Origin of the sequence: Haloarcula sp. CBA1131 (genome assembly GCF_008728975.1) — an archaeon.
Taxonomy (GTDB): domain Archaea; phylum Halobacteriota; class Halobacteria; order Halobacteriales; family Haloarculaceae; genus Haloarcula; species Haloarcula hispanica.
The window spans coordinates 2,176,224-2,191,320 of the sequence record NZ_RPCY01000001.1 but is presented as its reverse complement, the minus strand read 5'-3'; the positions used below and the strand labels follow the sequence as shown (position 1 = coordinate 2,191,320).

The window sequence follows — 15,097 nt, the reverse complement described above, 5'->3', positions numbered from 1 at the left end:
AACATGATATCAAAATGAAGTCACACTGGGGTCGGTCGACCGGGGGGTCACCGAGACGGAGACAGCGTGTCGACCGTCGCCCGAGTGGGGGTCAATCATGCTAGCACGCAGATTCCAATCCGACGATAGTGCAGTCTCGCCAGTTGTTGGTGTCATTCTAATGGTTGCAATAACAGTGCTGTTGGCGGCGACAGCAGCGACGTTCTTCCTCGATTTCGGTTCTGGAAGTCTCGGCCAAAGCGCGCCACAGGCGGCGTTTACGTTCGATTACGACGCGGGTAGTCCCGACAGCCTGACAATCGAGCACCGGAGCGGCGACTCTATTCAGGCCGGGAATCTGTACATCACCGTTAGCGGGGCTTCAACCGCCAACGGACAGCACGATTTCCCGAGTCTCGGCGGTGCACCGGCGGCCGGTTCGGAAATCACAGCCGGGTCGAAGGTGACGTTTTCGAAGGCCGCTGATCTCTCGGATGCGACGGTCACGCTGAACTGGAAGTCGCCGGATAGCGGCAAATCGATCCAACTCGCCAGCTGGGAAGCGCCGTAGCGTATTCACTCACTCAGTTGGCTAATCGCTTTACTGACGACATCGATACCGATTGCCAGTGAATTCTCGTCGACGTCGAACGTGGGCGTGTGGTGGCCGCCGGGGTGGTCGGTCCCGATACCGACGAACGTCGCCGTCCCGCTGCGGCCCTGGACGCGGTCCATCAGATAGGTCGCGTCCTCGCTCCCACCGAGGTCGTCGGTCCGAAGGCGGCTTGTGACGCCGGGAACTGATTCTGCTGCGTCGTACACTACACCCGCAAGCGCGTCGTCGCTCACCGCACTCGGCGCTTCTGCGGTCGTCTCGACAGCGACTTCGCAGTCGTGCATCTCGGCCGCGGACGACATGACGGTGTCCGCCCGTTCGCTCATGTATTCCTTGAGCGAGGTCGTCTCACCCCGGACTTCTCCTTCCAGCGTCGCTTCCTCGGGGACGATGTTCGTGGCTGTGCCACCCTCGACGACCCCGGCGTTGACCTGGGTCGCGCCGTCGCCGTGCCGTCGAATCGCGTGAAGGTTCTGGACGGCAGTCGCCAACGCTTGTACGGCGTCCCGTCCCTGTGCGGGATGCCCTCCAGCGTGCGCCGTCTCGCCGGTGAACGTCGCCTCGAACTGCCGAACCGCGAGGAAGCCGCCGACGCCGGCGACGATCTCACCGGTCGGATGATCGAGACCGATATGTATCGCCAGCAAGTGGTCCACGTCATCCAGATGTCCACTCTCGGCGACGGCCTTCCCGCCGCCGATGACCTCTTCGGCCGGCTGGAAGACGACTTTGAACGTCCCCTTGAAATCACTCTCTTTCACTGCCTCCAGCACGCCAAGGCCAATCGTCGCGTGGGCGTCGTGCCCGCAGGCGTGCATGTACCCCTCGTTGGCTGAGCGGAACTCCTCCATCACCGGGGCATGTGCCACGCTGTCTGACTCCGTTATCGGAAGCGCGTCGATGTCGACCCGGAGCGCGACGGTCGGCCCATCGCCCTGTTCGAGCACAGCGAGGGCACCGGTGAATCCCCCAGTGGCGGCCTCCAGCACGTCCTCACGGGCCCCGGCCTCTCGGGCCTTCGCCTGCCAGTCTTCGAGTTCATCAGCGTCCGGGACTGCCATCCGCGCGTCGCCATCCACGACATCCTGACCGAGATGCAACTGGTCGACGCCGATCCGTTCGAGTTCGTCGACGATGCGACTGGTGGTGTAGAACTCCCGCCACGCGGGTTCGGGATAGCTGTGTAAGTCGCGCCGAACGGACCTGAGCCGTTCCTGTTGAGACTCGTTCATGCCGGCGAAACGGGGCACAGCTACTTATACGAATCCACAGGAGCGGACGACAGTCACTCCAGGGCTACGACCCGCTGCCGACCTGCGTCCGCTGTTCGACGCCGGCCTCGACGTGGATGGCGTTCGGGAAGGTTCGCTGAGTAACGTTCCGAGCGAACTCCTCGTACCCGACGATCTCTATCGTTCGGGTGTAGACGGTGTGAGTCCAGGACTCGAAGCGGCCGCCGCTTGGCCCCAGTGACTTCGACTGAGGAACCCGCAGCTCCTGTGGCTGCTTCGGATGCGGGCCTTTCAGTTCGACCCCCTTCTGTTCGGCGCTCTCTTTGATCTCTGTGACAATGTCCTCGAGGCGGTGTCGGTCCCCACTGGTGAAAGTCAGCGTCGTGACGAAGGGCATCTGTAGACGAACACTCAGCCGCGAGTGACAAAAGGCCATCTGTTTCCGTTGTGTCTCCGATATTCTCTTAAGTAGCGGTGTCATAAAATCCGATAATGATAGAGGCCACGAGCGCGGGAGCCATCCTCTTTCGCGATACGCGTGGCCGGCGGGAGTACCTCCTGCTCAAGAGCCGACCCGGCGATTGGGAGTTCCCCAAGGGCGGCGTCGAGGGCGAGGAAGAGCTCCAGCAGACCGCCATACGCGAAGTGAAAGAGGAGGCCGGCATCGGTGATTTCCGGCTTTTAGACGGGTTCCGCGAAGACTACGACTACGTGTTCGAGGCGAACGGCAACACCATCCACAAGACGGTCCACCTGTTCGTCGCGAAATCGTTCGAAGCGTCAGCCGAACTGTCCACAGAACACCGCGACCTGCAGTGGCGCGACTACGAGCAGGCCATCAACACAGTCACGCAGGACGGCCCCCGCGAGATACTCGAACAGGCAGACGAGTTCCTCGACGAACGAGCGGACGACGAGGAGTAGAGAGAGCGGCGACACTCGGCCGGATTCATCCAGCACCGACGCGGCGCTCTGGATAGCTACCGCTCCGTCGTCGCTTGCTGACCGGCTCAAGTGACCTCACCGGATAACCAGCCCATGAACACAGATCCCCTAAACTACCATATAAATTAAAATACAGAATTACATTCGATAGTAAAATGCACGACTGCCCACCCCATATGTAGCCTAACCTTTATTTCCGCGATATCATCTGCCGTTGAGATAATTACGAATTGGGATTTATTTTATAAACAGTATTTCCCCCAATACTAACAGTATTTTTAAATAGGATAAGATTACAGTTTTCAAAGAGGCGTCTAAAATGTTAGAAGACGGACTATCGTACCCAATGCAAGGCGACAGTTGGATAGCACAGATGTTGATCGGCGGCGTACTGCTGGTGTTCTTTTTCCTCCTGATCCCAGTGTTCGCGTTCAACGGCTACTTGCTTCGTGTGATCGGAACGACCGTCGAGGGCGAATCCGAACCACCTGCCTGGGACGACTGGGGTGAACTCATCATCGACGGAGTCAAGTTCAGTATCGTCGGTCTCGTGTACTCTATCGTTCCCATAGCTGTCATCTTCGGTATCGGGAGCGTCCTCCTCGGATTGGGTGGTGCTGCTGGGAACTCTGGCGGCGGAATCATCGCCGGCTTCGGGCTCATGACACTGCTCCTTCTGATTCCGGTAATGTTTCTCATTTACTATATTGTCCCGGCAGCACTCGCCAATATGGCGGTCGAAGGCAGCCTTGGAGCAGCGTTCGACTTCTCGCTGCTGAAAAATGTCGTCCTTACGAGTGACTACTTCATCGCAGTCCTGATGCCGATTGTCGTTGGCATTATTACGAACCTCATCAGCAATATTCTGGCGTTTACTGTCATCGGACTCGTTCTCGTTCCGTTCGTCACCTACTACGGGCAGGTCGCCGTCTTCCGTATGTTCGGAACGGCATTCGCAAGCCAGACGAACAAGAGCGCACAGCAGGTAACAGGTCCGACCACGTCAGCCTAACCCAGCAGTTCTTACGCGGCCGGCTATTTTTTCGAGATACGTGACATCGAGTGGTGGAGCCGATTCAGACTCCGAGTTCGCCTTCGAACTGGCCGTCTGTCAATGGGCCGAGCGAGCGTGGTCGCCGTCCGACGATGCGGCGGTGCTGATCGCCAGACAGTTCGGGACGAAACACCGACGCTGGGACACGATTGTACTGGAGTGTGACCCCGACGGACTCCGCGAGCGAGCGACGTTCGGCGGAGACGCGTTCGACTCGGACCTCCTGCACGTCCTGCAGAACGCGCCGGCCGACTGGACGTACTACCGCGACGCGCTGCCTGACCCGGGCTATCCGTGGCGGTACGTCCGAGAGTCGATTCACGAGGCGGCCGACCGGGACGCCATCGAGACCCGAAAGCGGGGCAACCGCATCGAAATCCGTCGGGTGCGACCCTATCCCGACTGGCTCCGTCGGGTCGTCGCCATCGAGAACAAGCCCGACCTGACGGCCAGCGCCGCCAGGAATCTCGTCCCACAACTGGAGCGGGACATCGCGCTGTCGCTGGCCGACGAGGTGTGGGTCGCGACGGCGACGACCGACGAGCGCGTGGAACCGGTCCTGCTGGCGGACCTGCCCGCGGCCGCCGGCGTGCTGACTGTCGATCCCGAATCCGGCACAGCCGAGGCGGTCTGGCAACCGCGGTCGCTGTCAGTGACCGACCCCGGAACGCGCATTCTGGACCGACCGGACGACGACACCAGCGCGGCGCGGTTCGAGTACGCGAGTCCTGATTGGAAGCAAGAGCGGCGGCTCGCCATCGCCGAACGGGCATACGATCGCGGCTGGCGCGCGTACGCGGACACGATGCGCCCCGACTGCAGGCACTTCCAACTCAGCGCCGACGAAACTGGCGTCTATCCACACTGCGCCGCGAAAGGGTGTCTCCCGACGGCGGCGGAGTGTCGGGGGCAGTGTCCGTCTTACGAGCCGGAACCGCCGGCGTGGCGGTCGAAGGACTGGCCGCTCGACGGCGGGCCGGGCAAAGCAATAAAACGGGTGTTAGCGCGGCGACGCCGCCGCCAGCGGCCGGGGCTGTCGGAGTAGCGGACCGACACCGCGACCCGGACTTATTCTTCGGATAGCTCGATGTCGAGTTCGTCCCGGGGAACGGCGAGCCTGAACGTCGGCACCGTCTTCTCGACCGTCTCCACGATACCTTTGTCTGCGAGGCTGCGGAGCGCGGAGCGAACATCGTCGGTGTCGCGGTCCTCACCGACCTCACGGAGGGCGTGTAACACGGCGACGACGCTCTGGCTCTCCTCGTCGGGGCCGGCAATCACGTCGACGATAGCCTGCTGAAGCGTGGTGACCGTCACCGTCTGTATCCGTTCGGAGTCCTCCCCGTCGATGAGCGTCGTCGCCTCCGGCGTCGCACAGATGAGGCTGTTGTCGTTGCGGTAGTAGTACTCCTTGAGTTCGGATTCGAGGTACTGGTGCACCTCGCTCCCGCTGTCCATGTCCCAGCGCTCCTGCAACTCGCCGTTTTTCGTCGGCTGGAGTTCGACGATGTCGGCGAGTCGCTCGCGGGCCTCCTCCGAGAGGGTCATGGCCCGTCGGTACGACGACCACGTATTTCGGTGTTCTGAATCCCGATCACTCGTGCCTGAGTGCGTCGATGGGGTCGACCCGCGCCGCTCGCCACGCCGGATAGAGACCGGCCACGACGCCGACAAGGACGCCCACGCCGACCGCGAGCGCCATCCACAGCGGCGCAAGCGAGAACGTGACCTCGGCGTACTGGGTCGCGCCGTAGCCGACGAGCAGTCCGAGCGGGACGCCGAGCAGCGAGCCGATAGTTCCGAGCAGTGCGGCCTCGACGAGGAACACCTGCATCACGTCGCGGTTGCGCGCGCCGACGGCTTTCATGATGCCGATTTCGCGGGTCCGTTCGGTCACGCTGACGAGCATCACGTTGGCGATACCGATAGCGCCGACGACCAGCGCGATGACGGCGATGCCGGTGACGAAGCGCGTGATGCGCTCGATGACGTCACTGATCTCCTCGACGAAGTCGTTGCCCGAGCGAGCGACCAGTTCCGTGTCGTCGGCCGACAGCGACCGCGCGTCAGAATTACCGGAGAGGTACGTCTGAATCGCCGACTGCGTTTCCGGGATCGCCCGAGGATCGACGACGAGGGTCACCTGCGGATACGCACGCTGTCGCACGCCCGCCGAAGGACTCTCGACGACGGAGTCGTAGAACGGGTCGATGGGGACGTACACCCGTGGCTGACGAGCGAACTCGCTGACCGGGACCTCGCCGCGGGTCCCGTTGACGACGCCGACGACGGTGACGTTCCGTTCGCTGCCGTCGGGCATCGTCATCGTGAGCCGCTCGCCGGTCGTGAGGTTCTCGGAGAACGATCCGGCCATGCGCTCGTTGACGACGACGGCTTCCTCGTCGGCCTCGAAGGAACGCCCCTCGACGAGGACGCCGTCGGTGATGCTGGCCGGCCGTGTCGCCGTGACCTGCTGTCTGGCGAGCGTCCGATTCCCGTGCTGTATCGATTGTGTCTGGACGATCCCGCGCGGGAGCACCGCCTGTACGCCCTGGATTCCTTCTAACTGCTGAATGTCGTACTCCGTGAACACCGGCTGGAGCGTCCGGTCGAAGTCGTCGTCGCCCGACGGCGTCCCGAACACGTAGATGTTGCCCGCGTTTGACGTCTCGATGTCACCGACGATCTCGGCCTCGACGCTGGCCCCGAACGTGGCGAAGGTGATGACCGACGCGATGCCGATGACGACGCCGACGACAGTCAGCGCCGACCGGAGCTTGTGCGCCCTGATAGATCGGAGCGTGATGCGGACACTCTCGCCGGTGTCCATCAGTGCTCGCCTCCGGAAACGTCCTCGACGGACTGGATGTGGCCGTCCTCGACGTGGACGATGCGCTCGGCCCGCTCGGCGACGTGGCGCTCGTGGGTCACCAGCAGGAACGTGTTGCCCGCCGCGTGGAGGTCGTCGAACAGGTCGAGTATCTGCGCGCCGGTGTCCGTGTCGACGTTACCGGTGGGCTCGTCGGCGAGCATCAGCGCCGGGTCGGTCGATAGTGCGCGGGCGATGGCGACCCGCTGGCGCTGGCCGCCGCTGAGTTCCGAGGGGACGTGGTCGGTACGGTCGGCGAGCCCCACCTCCGAGAGGAGCGACACTGCCCGTTCGCGGCGACGGTCGCGGTCCCAGCCGTCGAAGACGAGCGGCAAGGCGACGTTCTCCACCGCGGACAGGCGCGGCATGAGGTTGAACGTCTGGAAGACAAAGCCCACCTCGGTGCCGCGGATGTCAGCCCGTTCGGCCTCGCTAGCCGACGAAACGTCCTGTCCGTTGACCACGACCTGCCCCGACGACGGCGTGTCCAGCCCGCCGATGAGGTTCAACAGGGTGCTCTTGCCGGAACCGCTCGGACCCATCACCGCCGTGTACGACCCCGCCGACAGGTCCAGGCTCACGTCGTCCAGCGCCGTCACCGTCCCGCCGAGGTCGTACTGCTTGCTGACGCCGTCGACGCGGACAGTCGTGTTCGCTGACTCGCTCACAGCCCGGCGTACGGACTGGACAGCAATGAGGGGTTCGCCGGGTGCAGATTCCGCCGGATACAGTCCGTTTTCTGACAAGAGGAACCCACTTACCACTCCAGTCCTAAGCCCGGACAATGACAGCCGATACCGGACGGAGACTAGCTATCGTCGCGGTGTTCGTCACCATTGGACTACTGGCTGCTGGGGCGGTCGCCGGCGTGTCCGGCCTCAGCGAAATGGGGCAGCCGTCCGGCGACGACGTGCTCGACCGAACCGAGCAGCGCTACGATGCGGCCGAGACAATTACCGGGACCGCGACAGTGACCGTCACGAACGACTCGGAATCGAAGACTGCGACGGTGGAGTACGCTGCCGCTGAGCCGAACAAGACGTGGGCCGCCGTCACGAGTGAGAACCGGTCCTACGAGATGGGGACGAACGGAACCGTCGTCTGGGCGGTCGGCGAGAACCAGTCCTACGGCCGCGAACTGCCCGAGGAAGCCGCGGCGATGAACGACACTACGGACCCGGTTCCCGAGGAGAACGTCACTGCGACGCTCCGCGGGACCGCCGAAGTCGACGGCGAGTCGACGTACGTCCTGGACCTCGAACCGACGAACGAGAGCATCGACGCGCCGAACACGACGCTATGGGTCGATACCGAGGACTACCGGGTCCACAAGCTGACCACCGACGACGGGACGAACCGGACGGAACTCACCGTTGAGGAGACGAACTTCAACGTCAGCATCGACGACAGCCAGTTCGCTCCACCGGCTGACCGGGTCGCCGTCACGACCGTCGAGAGGTACGACTCCTACGACGCGGCCCAGTCCGCGACGGACCTGGACCTGCCGAAGTACGAGAACGGGACGTTCGAAGAGGCACGGTACATCAGCCGGCCCGAGAGTACGGCTGTGGCCCAGCAGTACGACGCTGACGGGGAGAACGTGACAGTTCTGACCGCTACCGGCGCGTCGAGCTATCTTGACGACGTGGAGAACGGGACGGCAGTGCAGGTGAACGGGCAGAACGCGACCGCAATCGAGCGCGACGACAGTGCTGTCGTCTACTGGACCGAGGACGATGTCACGACCGGCGTGGTCGTCGAGGGGACGACCGAGGAGGCCGTCGCCGCGGCTGAAGAACTGTAGCGACGCCCGCTGACTTTCTACGTTCTACAGGCCGTCCAGCGTCGCCTGAACTGACGCCCAGTGGCTCCCTTTCCAGAAGTGCTGTCCACAGTCGGTACAGCGCCAGACCGTCTCGTCGTCCGCGTTCGGTGCGTACTCCGGCGTCGGTGCCACCGGATCGACCTGTTCGACCGGCCCGTTGCAGACGCCACAGTGGGCCGGCTCCGGAGCGAGTGAAAGATGAAAGCCGGCATCGGCGAGTTCCCGCAACTGGTCCTCGACTGCCCGCTCGGTGAGGAGCACGCTCTCGGGTGCGCGGGCGGCGAGGTCGCTGTCCCGAGTAATCACCAGCCGGTCCTCACGTTCCGCTATAGCGAGGAGGTCGTCATCAGCCTCGGCGTCCCGGTCCAGCGCGTACGCCGTGTCGTAGCCACACATCCGCAGATAGGTGGCGAGCTTGCCGAGCATCGCATCGAGCACGAGCCGGTCGCTTGGGGAATTCTCAGGCATCGAGGAACTCGCGGAGGTCCTCGGCGTCGCGGGTGTTCAGCACGTCGTCCGTCTCGACCCAGCCCCGCCGCGCCGTGTGGACGCCGTAGCGCAGGAGTTCGAGATCGCGTGGGCTGTGTGCGTCCGTGTTGATGGCGATTGTCGCCCCGGCTTCGAGGGCCTGCTTGACCGCGCCGCCGCCGAGGTCCAACCGGGCGGGGTTGGCGTTTATCTCCAGCGCTGTGTCGCTGGCAGCGGCGACTTCCGCGAGGCGCTTGATGTCGACGTCCAGCCCCTCACGACGGTTGAGATACCGGCCTGTCGGATGGCCAATGACGTTCACGTCGGGGTGTTCCGCTGCGGCGACGAGGCGGTCCGTGCCGTCCCCGTCCAGCGCGGCATGTGGCGAGGCGACGACCACGTCCAGTTCCGCCAGCAAGTCGTCGGCAACGGAGATACTGCCGTCCGCGGCGATGTTGGCCTCGACGCCGGAGAACACGTCGATGTCGGCGTCCGCCGCGACCGATTCCACCTCGGCCAACTGTTCGCGGAGTTTCTCGTCCGGGACGCCGACGCCGCCGACCATCCCCGGTCCGGTCGCGTGGTCCGTGACAGCGAGGTAGTCGTGGCCGAAGTCGGCCGCGCCCGCGACCATTTCTGCGATGGTGTTGCCGCCGTCCGACCAGTTCGTATGGGTGTGGATATCGCCGCGGACCTCGCCCTCGGCGAGGAGGTCGGGGAGCGACCCGTCGGCGGCGGCTTTGACCTCACCGCGGTTCTCGCGGAGTTCCGGCGGCACCCAATCCATGCCCAGCGCGTCGTACACTGCGTCCTCGGTCTCGCTGGCCACCAGTTCGCCGGCCCGCTGGCCGTCGTCCTCGACGCCTTCGACATCAAACACGCCGTACTCGTTGACTTTGAGGTCCCGTTCGATAGCGCGGTTGCGGACCGCCACGTTGTGGTCCTTGCTGCCGGTGAAATACTGCAGCGCCGCGCCGAACTCCGATGGGTCGACGATCCGCAGGTCGACCCGAACGTCGTCCGCGTAGGCGCTCGCTTTCGTCTCGCCGGACTCGATGACCCGGTCGAGTCCCTCCCAGTCGGCGAACCGCTCGACGACGGCCTCGGGATCGGTGCTCCCGACGAGCACGTCCACGTCGCCGATGGTCGGTCGCCAGCGACGAATCGATCCACCGAGCGCGCACTCCTCGACGGCGTCGCCGCCGGTCATGTACTCTCGAATCCGGTCGCCGTACGGCCGCGCCTCGCCGAGCAGCGACCGCTCGTGGGCCTCGCGGGCGAAGTCGATGTTGTCGAGGATGTTCTGCTCCGTTTTCGCCCCGAAGCCCGAGACTTCCTGTATCTGGCCGGCTTCGGCAGCCGACTCCAGTTCGTCGAGAGTGGTGATGCCAAGCGCCTCGTACAGCGAGCCGACGGATTTCGGTCCCACGCCCTCGACCGCCGTGAGAGCATCCATCTCGACGGGGAGTTCCGCGCGGAGTTCGGTTACCTCCTCGATTTCGCCAGTGTTGACGTATTCAACGACCTTCGAGGAGATAGCGTCACCGACGCCGTCGATCTCGCCGACGCTGTCCTCGCCCTCGGTGGCCAGCCCCTCGATCGCCCCGGGGAAGTCCCTGATGTTCTCGGCTGCCCGGCGGTAGGCTCGGGGCTTGTACTCCACCCCTTTCGCGTCCAGCAGGTCGGCAAACTCTTCGAGCAGTGTCGCGATTTCGTCGTTCCGGCTCATGTTAGTAGCTCCGCCCGGCACGACCCGTGCCGGAGTCCGCGTCCTCGTGACCCAGTGCTTTCTGGAGGAACTTCATCCAGCGCTTCCTGTCGGCCGTCTCCTGGGTCTGCGCTTCCTGTTCGATGTTGGCCGCACCGAGCTGTTCGAGCGCGTTGAGCGCCCGGTCGATACCGATGATGGCCGTGGCAAGCTCTTCGCCGCGCTCGTAGCTCACTTTGTTGTCCTCGATCCGCTGCTTGCGCTGGAGGCGCTCGCGCCGCAGGTTCTTTTTCGCCTGCTCGACGCGTTCGCGCTCGCCCCGCGGAATCGTCTCCCGACGCTTGATTTCGAAGACGAACGACTGGAGTTCGATCTCCTCGCCCTGCACGGTGATCTCATCGGGGATATCCGCACCGACGGTCGCGCTGTCGCGTTCGATGCGCTCCAGCAACTGTTTGCGCTCGAACTCTTTCACTACCTGAGTGTTAGACCGGGGTGCCCTTACCCGCTTCGCCCATCGGCTACCAGGGTTTACACGGGAGTGCCTGCTTCGCACCACCCGACTGAGCCCGGTCAGCGCCCTGTTTCAGGCGACCCTCGTGGGCGGCCCCGACCGATAGAAAACGAAGTCGGCGATATCTTTTTCATGGTTTCTGTCGTTCTCATTGTACGAGAGTAATACCGTCCCCCTCGCTTATTACATGACTCTAACGTTCGAACCGCTTGACGACCGCCCTGGACTTGCGGTTATTGATCAGATCGAGCGCCAGCGCTACCGGATACACACGCCGACCCCCGTCGCGCTCCGGGAGGCAGCGACCGACGTGTTTCAGTACCCGGTCGGGGACGCTGTCCGGATCCGAACGCGCGCTATCGAACTGCCGACAGTGGTCATGGTGTACGTCCGTGACGATGCCGGCGCGATAGCCGCCGAGGTTGCCCAGTTCGAGTCTGAGACGCTGCCGGCGGATGACTACGTGCTGGACCCGCTGACCCAGATCAAGACGTATATGCGGGTCGAAGACACCGCGATGGAGGTCACCGTCGACTCGGACCGGACCCGTATCGAGTTCGACGCTCCGACAGACCTGCTCATCGGCGCTCGCTCCCAGCACGACCGGCCGGCGGCCACGGTCACGACGACCGAGCAACCGACCGACGTGATGGCCGCGGTCGAGACCTTCGGGTCGGCGCTCAAGGCCTACGACCCCGAGCGCTCCTACCCGACGCTTCGCGGCCATCCACCGGCGCTTGAGGTCGGAGACAGTCTGGACATCCCGACGGATATCGACAGGCCGGACACTGGTGTCACGCTCGAACTGCCGCCTGACCTCGCTTCGATCTTCGTCGCCGCACCGCTGTCGTACTACCTCGGGGCTTCGCTCGTTCCCGCGTCCGAGCCGCGGCTCACAACCGACACAGGATTCACGTACTCGCTCGATACCGCACGGGGTTTCGAATCCGAGGTCGGACGCACGCTCAAACGCCTCTTCTTCCTCGATTGTGTCACGCGCACCGAGGGATTCCACCAGATCGACTTACACGAGCGAGCGGCCATCGAACCGTACGTCGACCTCAACTTCCAGTCGCTGTATCAGCAGCCGCTGGCGGAGCAGGTCGCTACCTATCTGCAGGTCCCGTACGACGTCATCGAGGACCACATCCCGAAGTGGCGGTTGACGACGCACATCGACCCGGTGCCGGCGAACGCGGAACAGCTCCCGTACGTCGTCGACGACCTGGCTATCGTCCGAACGCATCAGCAACAGCGGCTGAATCAGGCGAGCGTTCCGGCGGAGGTCGAGGCCGAATTCACCCGGGACGACGTCATCACCCGCGCCGCGAGTTCCGACGCTGCGACCGCTCCATCTGAGGCGGACTACGTCGAACCGCAGGCCGAGGACTCATTGGAACAGGCCTGGATCGGGGACAGCATCCCGATCGGTGCGAGCAAGCTGACCAAAGCGGCGTTCGAACACCGACTCGACCGTGACACGAACGCCGAGGACATCACGATTCGCGTCGTCCAGAACGACGCCCGCATGGACGAGGAACGGCAGGTCGTCGACGACGTGTACGGCACCCGCGACGACTTGCCGTTCGATGTCACGGTCCACGACGACCTGACGACGGCGGAGCTCAGGACCGTTCTCACGACCGACGCGGAGTTCTTCCACTACATCGGCCACACCGAACACGACGGCTTCGTCTGCAGCGATGGCAAACTGGACGTGACGGCGGTCGACTCTGTAGGGGTCGATACGTTCCTGCTGAACGCCTGCAACTCCTACAACCAGGGGTTAGCGCTCGTCGAAAAGGGTGCAATCGCTGGCATCGTCACGCTTAACGAAGTGCTGAACGACGGCGCGGTTCGCATCGGTCAAGCGGTTGCTCGACTATTGGATTCTGGCTTCCCCCTCCGAGCAGCGCTTACTATCGCACGCGGTGAGAGTGTTCTTGGCGGGCAGTACATCGTTGTCGGCGACGGCGGTGTGACAGTTGCACAAACAAATGGCGGGATGCCGAACCTGCTAGAGGTTCAAACCAGTGAAACCGGCTATAGCGTAGAGATGAAGGTTTATTCTACAGATGATAAAGCGTTAGGGGCCATTATTTTTCCACACATTACGAGTTCTGAGAAGCATTACTTAGTACCGGGTAGAATAGGTACATTCAATCTTTCCAGTCAGGAGCTAGAAGAGTTTCTGCAGATGCAACAAATACCGGTTAGAAATAGTGGGAATCTGTATTGGAGTGATTCGATAGATCTGAGCTCTATACATTGAGTATTTGCGCCAACCAATAATTCCGTTAACACGAAGGGGCCGCTCGATTGGAATAACTTGCTCTACCTTTATGGACCAGGGTATGCACTATTATTAGCTGCTGCAGTCCCCGCCTGTGACAGTAGCATCAGGAGGGTGAACAGTGCGCCGGCCATTTTCGGGTGCTCTGCGAGGTATTCGCGCATGGTAGTATCGGACATGATACGATTTTGATGTAGTCGGGGAAATAATTAAATTTATCTGAAGTGTGCCTACATATTATATATTGTATTAAGTATAGAATTAAAAGATAAATCCAGAAATCAACACAGACAGAGCGTTTATCGCCCGTCTAGCGATTAAATAGCACGGACGGGTCGAACGTTCTCAAGAAGGCCCACAGCGATACACCCCATCAGTAGCGTTTAGTAGACTGGTATGTAACTACGGCCAGGATTAGGTATTGATGCCTAGATGGAACTCGCCTGACTATTATTTGAAATATATACGTCCTGCTGGCTCGCTTCGGGGACCAGACGTGGTGGGATCGGGGTATAGAACAATCACTACCAGCCTGACTGGATGGCTGATTGCGTTCGTCTTCTGTAGTATCGACAGCACCGGGGAAAAAAGATGACCTCTGAGGAGGAGTGGCGGCTCGGAGACAAGATAGTGGAACTCTCCAGCGAGGCCATCAGTGGAAGTCGCCGCGCGACGACGCGTCACACACCGCTTCTCCGGACCGAATCAGCGGATCAACACGACGAAATGCAGACAGAGGTACCGATTCCGCTGGCGAAAGTCGAGCAGTCCCAGCAGTGTACCGTGTTGCACGTCGACGACGATCCACAGGTGGGTGAACTGGTCGAGGTGTATCTCGAACGCATCAACGACGACTTCGACGTCGTGACGAAGACCAGCGCCGTCGCCGCGCTCGATTTCCTCCGGACCGAGCAGGTCGACTGTATCGTCAGCGACTACGACATGCCAAACACCGACGGGCTGGAGTTTCTGGAACTCATCCGCGAGCAGTACCCGGACATCCCGTTCATTCTGTTCACCGGCAAAGGGAGCGAGGAGATCGCGAGCGAGGCCATCGCGTCGGGCGTGACGGACTACATGCAGAAGGGAGGCCGGTCAGATACGTACGACGTCCTCGCCAACCGAATCGAAAATGCTGTCGAGCAACACCGCACCGAACAGCGGTTCTGGAACGCCCTCTCGTGGTATCAACGGCTCGTCGAACAGGAGCTCGCGGGTGTCTGTATCATTCAGGACGGGACGTTCGTCTACGTGAACCAGAAGCTGGCCGACATTTTCGGCTACGACCAGAGTGAACTCATCGACGAATCACCGACTATACTCACTCCAGAGGGCGACGAAAGCCGATTCCCCGGCGCACTCCGAACGGCAGAGTCAAACGAGCTTGATACGTTCCATTCGGAATTTGCGGGGCAACAGGCCGACGGCGAAACGCGCACCATCGAGGTGTCCGGCGGGTCAATCGAGTACGACGGCGAACCGGCGTGGATCGGCGTGCTCCGGGACGCTGAAAGCAACCCTGACATCGGCGAATAAGCCGCTGCGTCGCGAAACCCGTCACAGACTGACAGCCGACAGTATAAGCACAATCCCT

General features: G+C 62.4%; 15 protein-coding genes. 7 read left to right on the top strand and 8 right to left on the bottom strand.

Annotation, left to right across the window (positions count from 1 at the left end; genetic code table 11):
* Positions 1-97: 97 nt before the first annotated feature.
* Positions 98-550 carry a type IV pilin gene (locus tag Har1131_RS11185; RefSeq protein WP_079980830.1) on the top strand — a complete coding sequence of 151 codons (453 nt, stop codon included), beginning with the start codon at positions 98-100 and terminating at the stop codon, positions 548-550.
* A 5-nt stretch (positions 551-555) separates the two neighbouring features.
* On the opposite strand, the gene Har1131_RS11180 is transcribed toward Har1131_RS11185, so the two are convergent.
* Entirely contained in the window at positions 556-1,827 is a 1,272-nt protein-coding gene (locus Har1131_RS11180; protein ID WP_151146431.1) for an amidohydrolase, read from the bottom strand.
* A gap of 64 nt (positions 1,828-1,891) precedes the next feature.
* Entirely contained in the window at positions 1,892-2,224 is a 333-nt protein-coding gene (locus Har1131_RS11175) for an uS10/mL48 family ribosomal protein (RefSeq protein ID WP_008309480.1), read from the bottom strand.
* Positions 2,225-2,319: 95 nt separating this feature from the next.
* Here Har1131_RS11175 and Har1131_RS11170 point away from each other — a divergent pair, with 95 nt between their 5' ends.
* The 3 genes from Har1131_RS11170 (at position 2,320) to Har1131_RS11160 (ending at position 4,871) form a co-directional block, all read left to right on the top strand.
* Positions 2,320-2,751 carry a bis(5'-nucleosyl)-tetraphosphatase gene (locus Har1131_RS11170; RefSeq protein WP_008309479.1) on the top strand — a complete coding sequence of 144 codons (432 nt, stop codon included), beginning with the start codon at positions 2,320-2,322 and terminating at the stop codon, positions 2,749-2,751.
* Between the two features lie 367 nt (positions 2,752-3,118).
* Complete coding sequence (locus Har1131_RS11165) at positions 3,119-3,784, top strand: DUF4013 domain-containing protein (RefSeq protein WP_225306753.1); 666 nt, start codon at positions 3,119-3,121, stop codon at positions 3,782-3,784.
* Between the two features lie 40 nt (positions 3,785-3,824).
* A complete protein-coding gene (locus Har1131_RS11160; protein WP_050007300.1) occupies positions 3,825-4,871 on the top strand; it encodes a DUF5787 family protein in 1,047 nt (348 codons plus the stop codon).
* 23 nt (positions 4,872-4,894) lie between these two features.
* On the opposite strand, the gene Har1131_RS11155 is transcribed toward Har1131_RS11160, so the two are convergent.
* Genes Har1131_RS11155 through Har1131_RS11145 form a run of 3 tightly spaced genes read right to left on the bottom strand, consistent with a single transcriptional unit; the run spans position 4,895 to position 7,363 of the window.
* On the bottom strand, positions 4,895-5,374 hold the full coding sequence (locus tag Har1131_RS11155; RefSeq protein ID WP_151103303.1) for a DUF5797 family protein: 480 nt from the start codon (positions 5,372-5,374) through the stop codon (positions 4,895-4,897).
* Positions 5,375-5,420: 46 nt separating this feature from the next.
* A complete protein-coding gene (locus Har1131_RS11150; protein ID WP_014040187.1) occupies positions 5,421-6,656 on the bottom strand; it encodes an ABC transporter permease in 1,236 nt (411 codons plus the stop codon).
* Positions 6,656-7,363, bottom strand: coding sequence for an ABC transporter ATP-binding protein (locus Har1131_RS11145; RefSeq protein WP_151103305.1), 708 nt, complete (start codon positions 7,361-7,363; stop codon positions 6,656-6,658). The genes Har1131_RS11150 and Har1131_RS11145 overlap by 1 nt, the downstream gene beginning before the upstream one ends.
* Positions 7,364-7,479: 116 nt before the next feature.
* Here Har1131_RS11145 and Har1131_RS11140 point away from each other — a divergent pair, with 116 nt between their 5' ends.
* Entirely contained in the window at positions 7,480-8,499 is a 1,020-nt protein-coding gene (locus Har1131_RS11140; protein WP_014040189.1) for a hypothetical protein, read from the top strand.
* A gap of 24 nt (positions 8,500-8,523) precedes the next feature.
* Here the strand turns inward: Har1131_RS11140 and Har1131_RS11135 are convergent, their stop codons facing one another.
* From Har1131_RS11135 to Har1131_RS11125, 3 genes are read right to left on the bottom strand one after another with little or no spacing between them, the layout of a single operon-like run.
* Positions 8,524-8,988 (bottom strand): Mut7-C RNAse domain-containing protein, encoded by a 465-nt coding sequence (locus tag Har1131_RS11135; RefSeq protein ID WP_023843238.1) that lies wholly within the window; start codon positions 8,986-8,988, stop codon positions 8,524-8,526.
* Positions 8,981-10,717 (bottom strand): DNA polymerase/3'-5' exonuclease PolX, encoded by a 1,737-nt coding sequence (gene polX / locus Har1131_RS11130; RefSeq protein ID WP_151146428.1) that lies wholly within the window; start codon positions 10,715-10,717, stop codon positions 8,981-8,983. The genes Har1131_RS11135 and polX overlap by 8 nt, the downstream gene beginning before the upstream one ends.
* Before the next feature lies 1 nt (position 10,718).
* Positions 10,719-11,171, bottom strand: a complete 453-nt coding sequence (locus Har1131_RS11125; RefSeq protein ID WP_008309469.1) for a DUF5788 family protein — start codon at positions 11,169-11,171, stop codon at positions 10,719-10,721.
* 226 nt (positions 11,172-11,397) lie between these two features.
* Here Har1131_RS11125 and Har1131_RS11120 point away from each other — a divergent pair, with 226 nt between their 5' ends.
* Positions 11,398-13,482: a caspase family protein gene (locus Har1131_RS11120; protein WP_151146425.1), complete on the top strand. Its 2,085-nt coding sequence runs from the start codon at positions 11,398-11,400 to the stop codon at positions 13,480-13,482.
* A 612-nt stretch (positions 13,483-14,094) separates the two neighbouring features.
* Positions 14,095-15,039, top strand: coding sequence for a response regulator (locus Har1131_RS11115; RefSeq protein ID WP_064287970.1), 945 nt, complete (start codon positions 14,095-14,097; stop codon positions 15,037-15,039).
* Positions 15,040-15,097: the final 58 nt, after the last annotated feature.

Bases quoted from the DNA above. Each gene is read 5' to 3' on its own strand.
- Har1131_RS11180 (WP_151146431.1), bottom strand. From the start codon at position 1,827: ATGAACGAGTCTCAACAGGAACGGCTCAGGTCCGTTCGGCGCGACTTA.
- Har1131_RS11185 (WP_079980830.1), top strand. From the start codon at position 98: ATGCTAGCACGCAGATTCCAATCCGACGATAGTGCAGTCTCGCCAGTT.
- Har1131_RS11140 (WP_014040189.1), top strand. From the start codon at position 7,480: ATGACAGCCGATACCGGACGGAGACTAGCTATCGTCGCGGTGTTCGTC.
- polX (WP_151146428.1), bottom strand. From the start codon at position 10,717: ATGAGCCGGAACGACGAAATCGCGACACTGCTCGAAGAGTTTGCCGAC.
- Har1131_RS11150 (WP_014040187.1), bottom strand. From the start codon at position 6,656: ATGGACACCGGCGAGAGTGTCCGCATCACGCTCCGATCTATCAGGGCG.
- Har1131_RS11120 (WP_151146425.1), top strand. From the start codon at position 11,398: ATGACTCTAACGTTCGAACCGCTTGACGACCGCCCTGGACTTGCGGTT.
- Har1131_RS11115 (WP_064287970.1), top strand. From the start codon at position 14,095: ATGACCTCTGAGGAGGAGTGGCGGCTCGGAGACAAGATAGTGGAACTC.
- Har1131_RS11165 (WP_225306753.1), top strand. From the start codon at position 3,119: ATGCAAGGCGACAGTTGGATAGCACAGATGTTGATCGGCGGCGTACTG.
- Har1131_RS11175 (WP_008309480.1), bottom strand. From the start codon at position 2,224: ATGCCCTTCGTCACGACGCTGACTTTCACCAGTGGGGACCGACACCGC.
- Har1131_RS11155 (WP_151103303.1), bottom strand. From the start codon at position 5,374: ATGACCCTCTCGGAGGAGGCCCGCGAGCGACTCGCCGACATCGTCGAA.
- Har1131_RS11170 (WP_008309479.1), top strand. From the start codon at position 2,320: ATGATAGAGGCCACGAGCGCGGGAGCCATCCTCTTTCGCGATACGCGT.
- Har1131_RS11135 (WP_023843238.1), bottom strand. From the start codon at position 8,988: ATGCCTGAGAATTCCCCAAGCGACCGGCTCGTGCTCGATGCGATGCTC.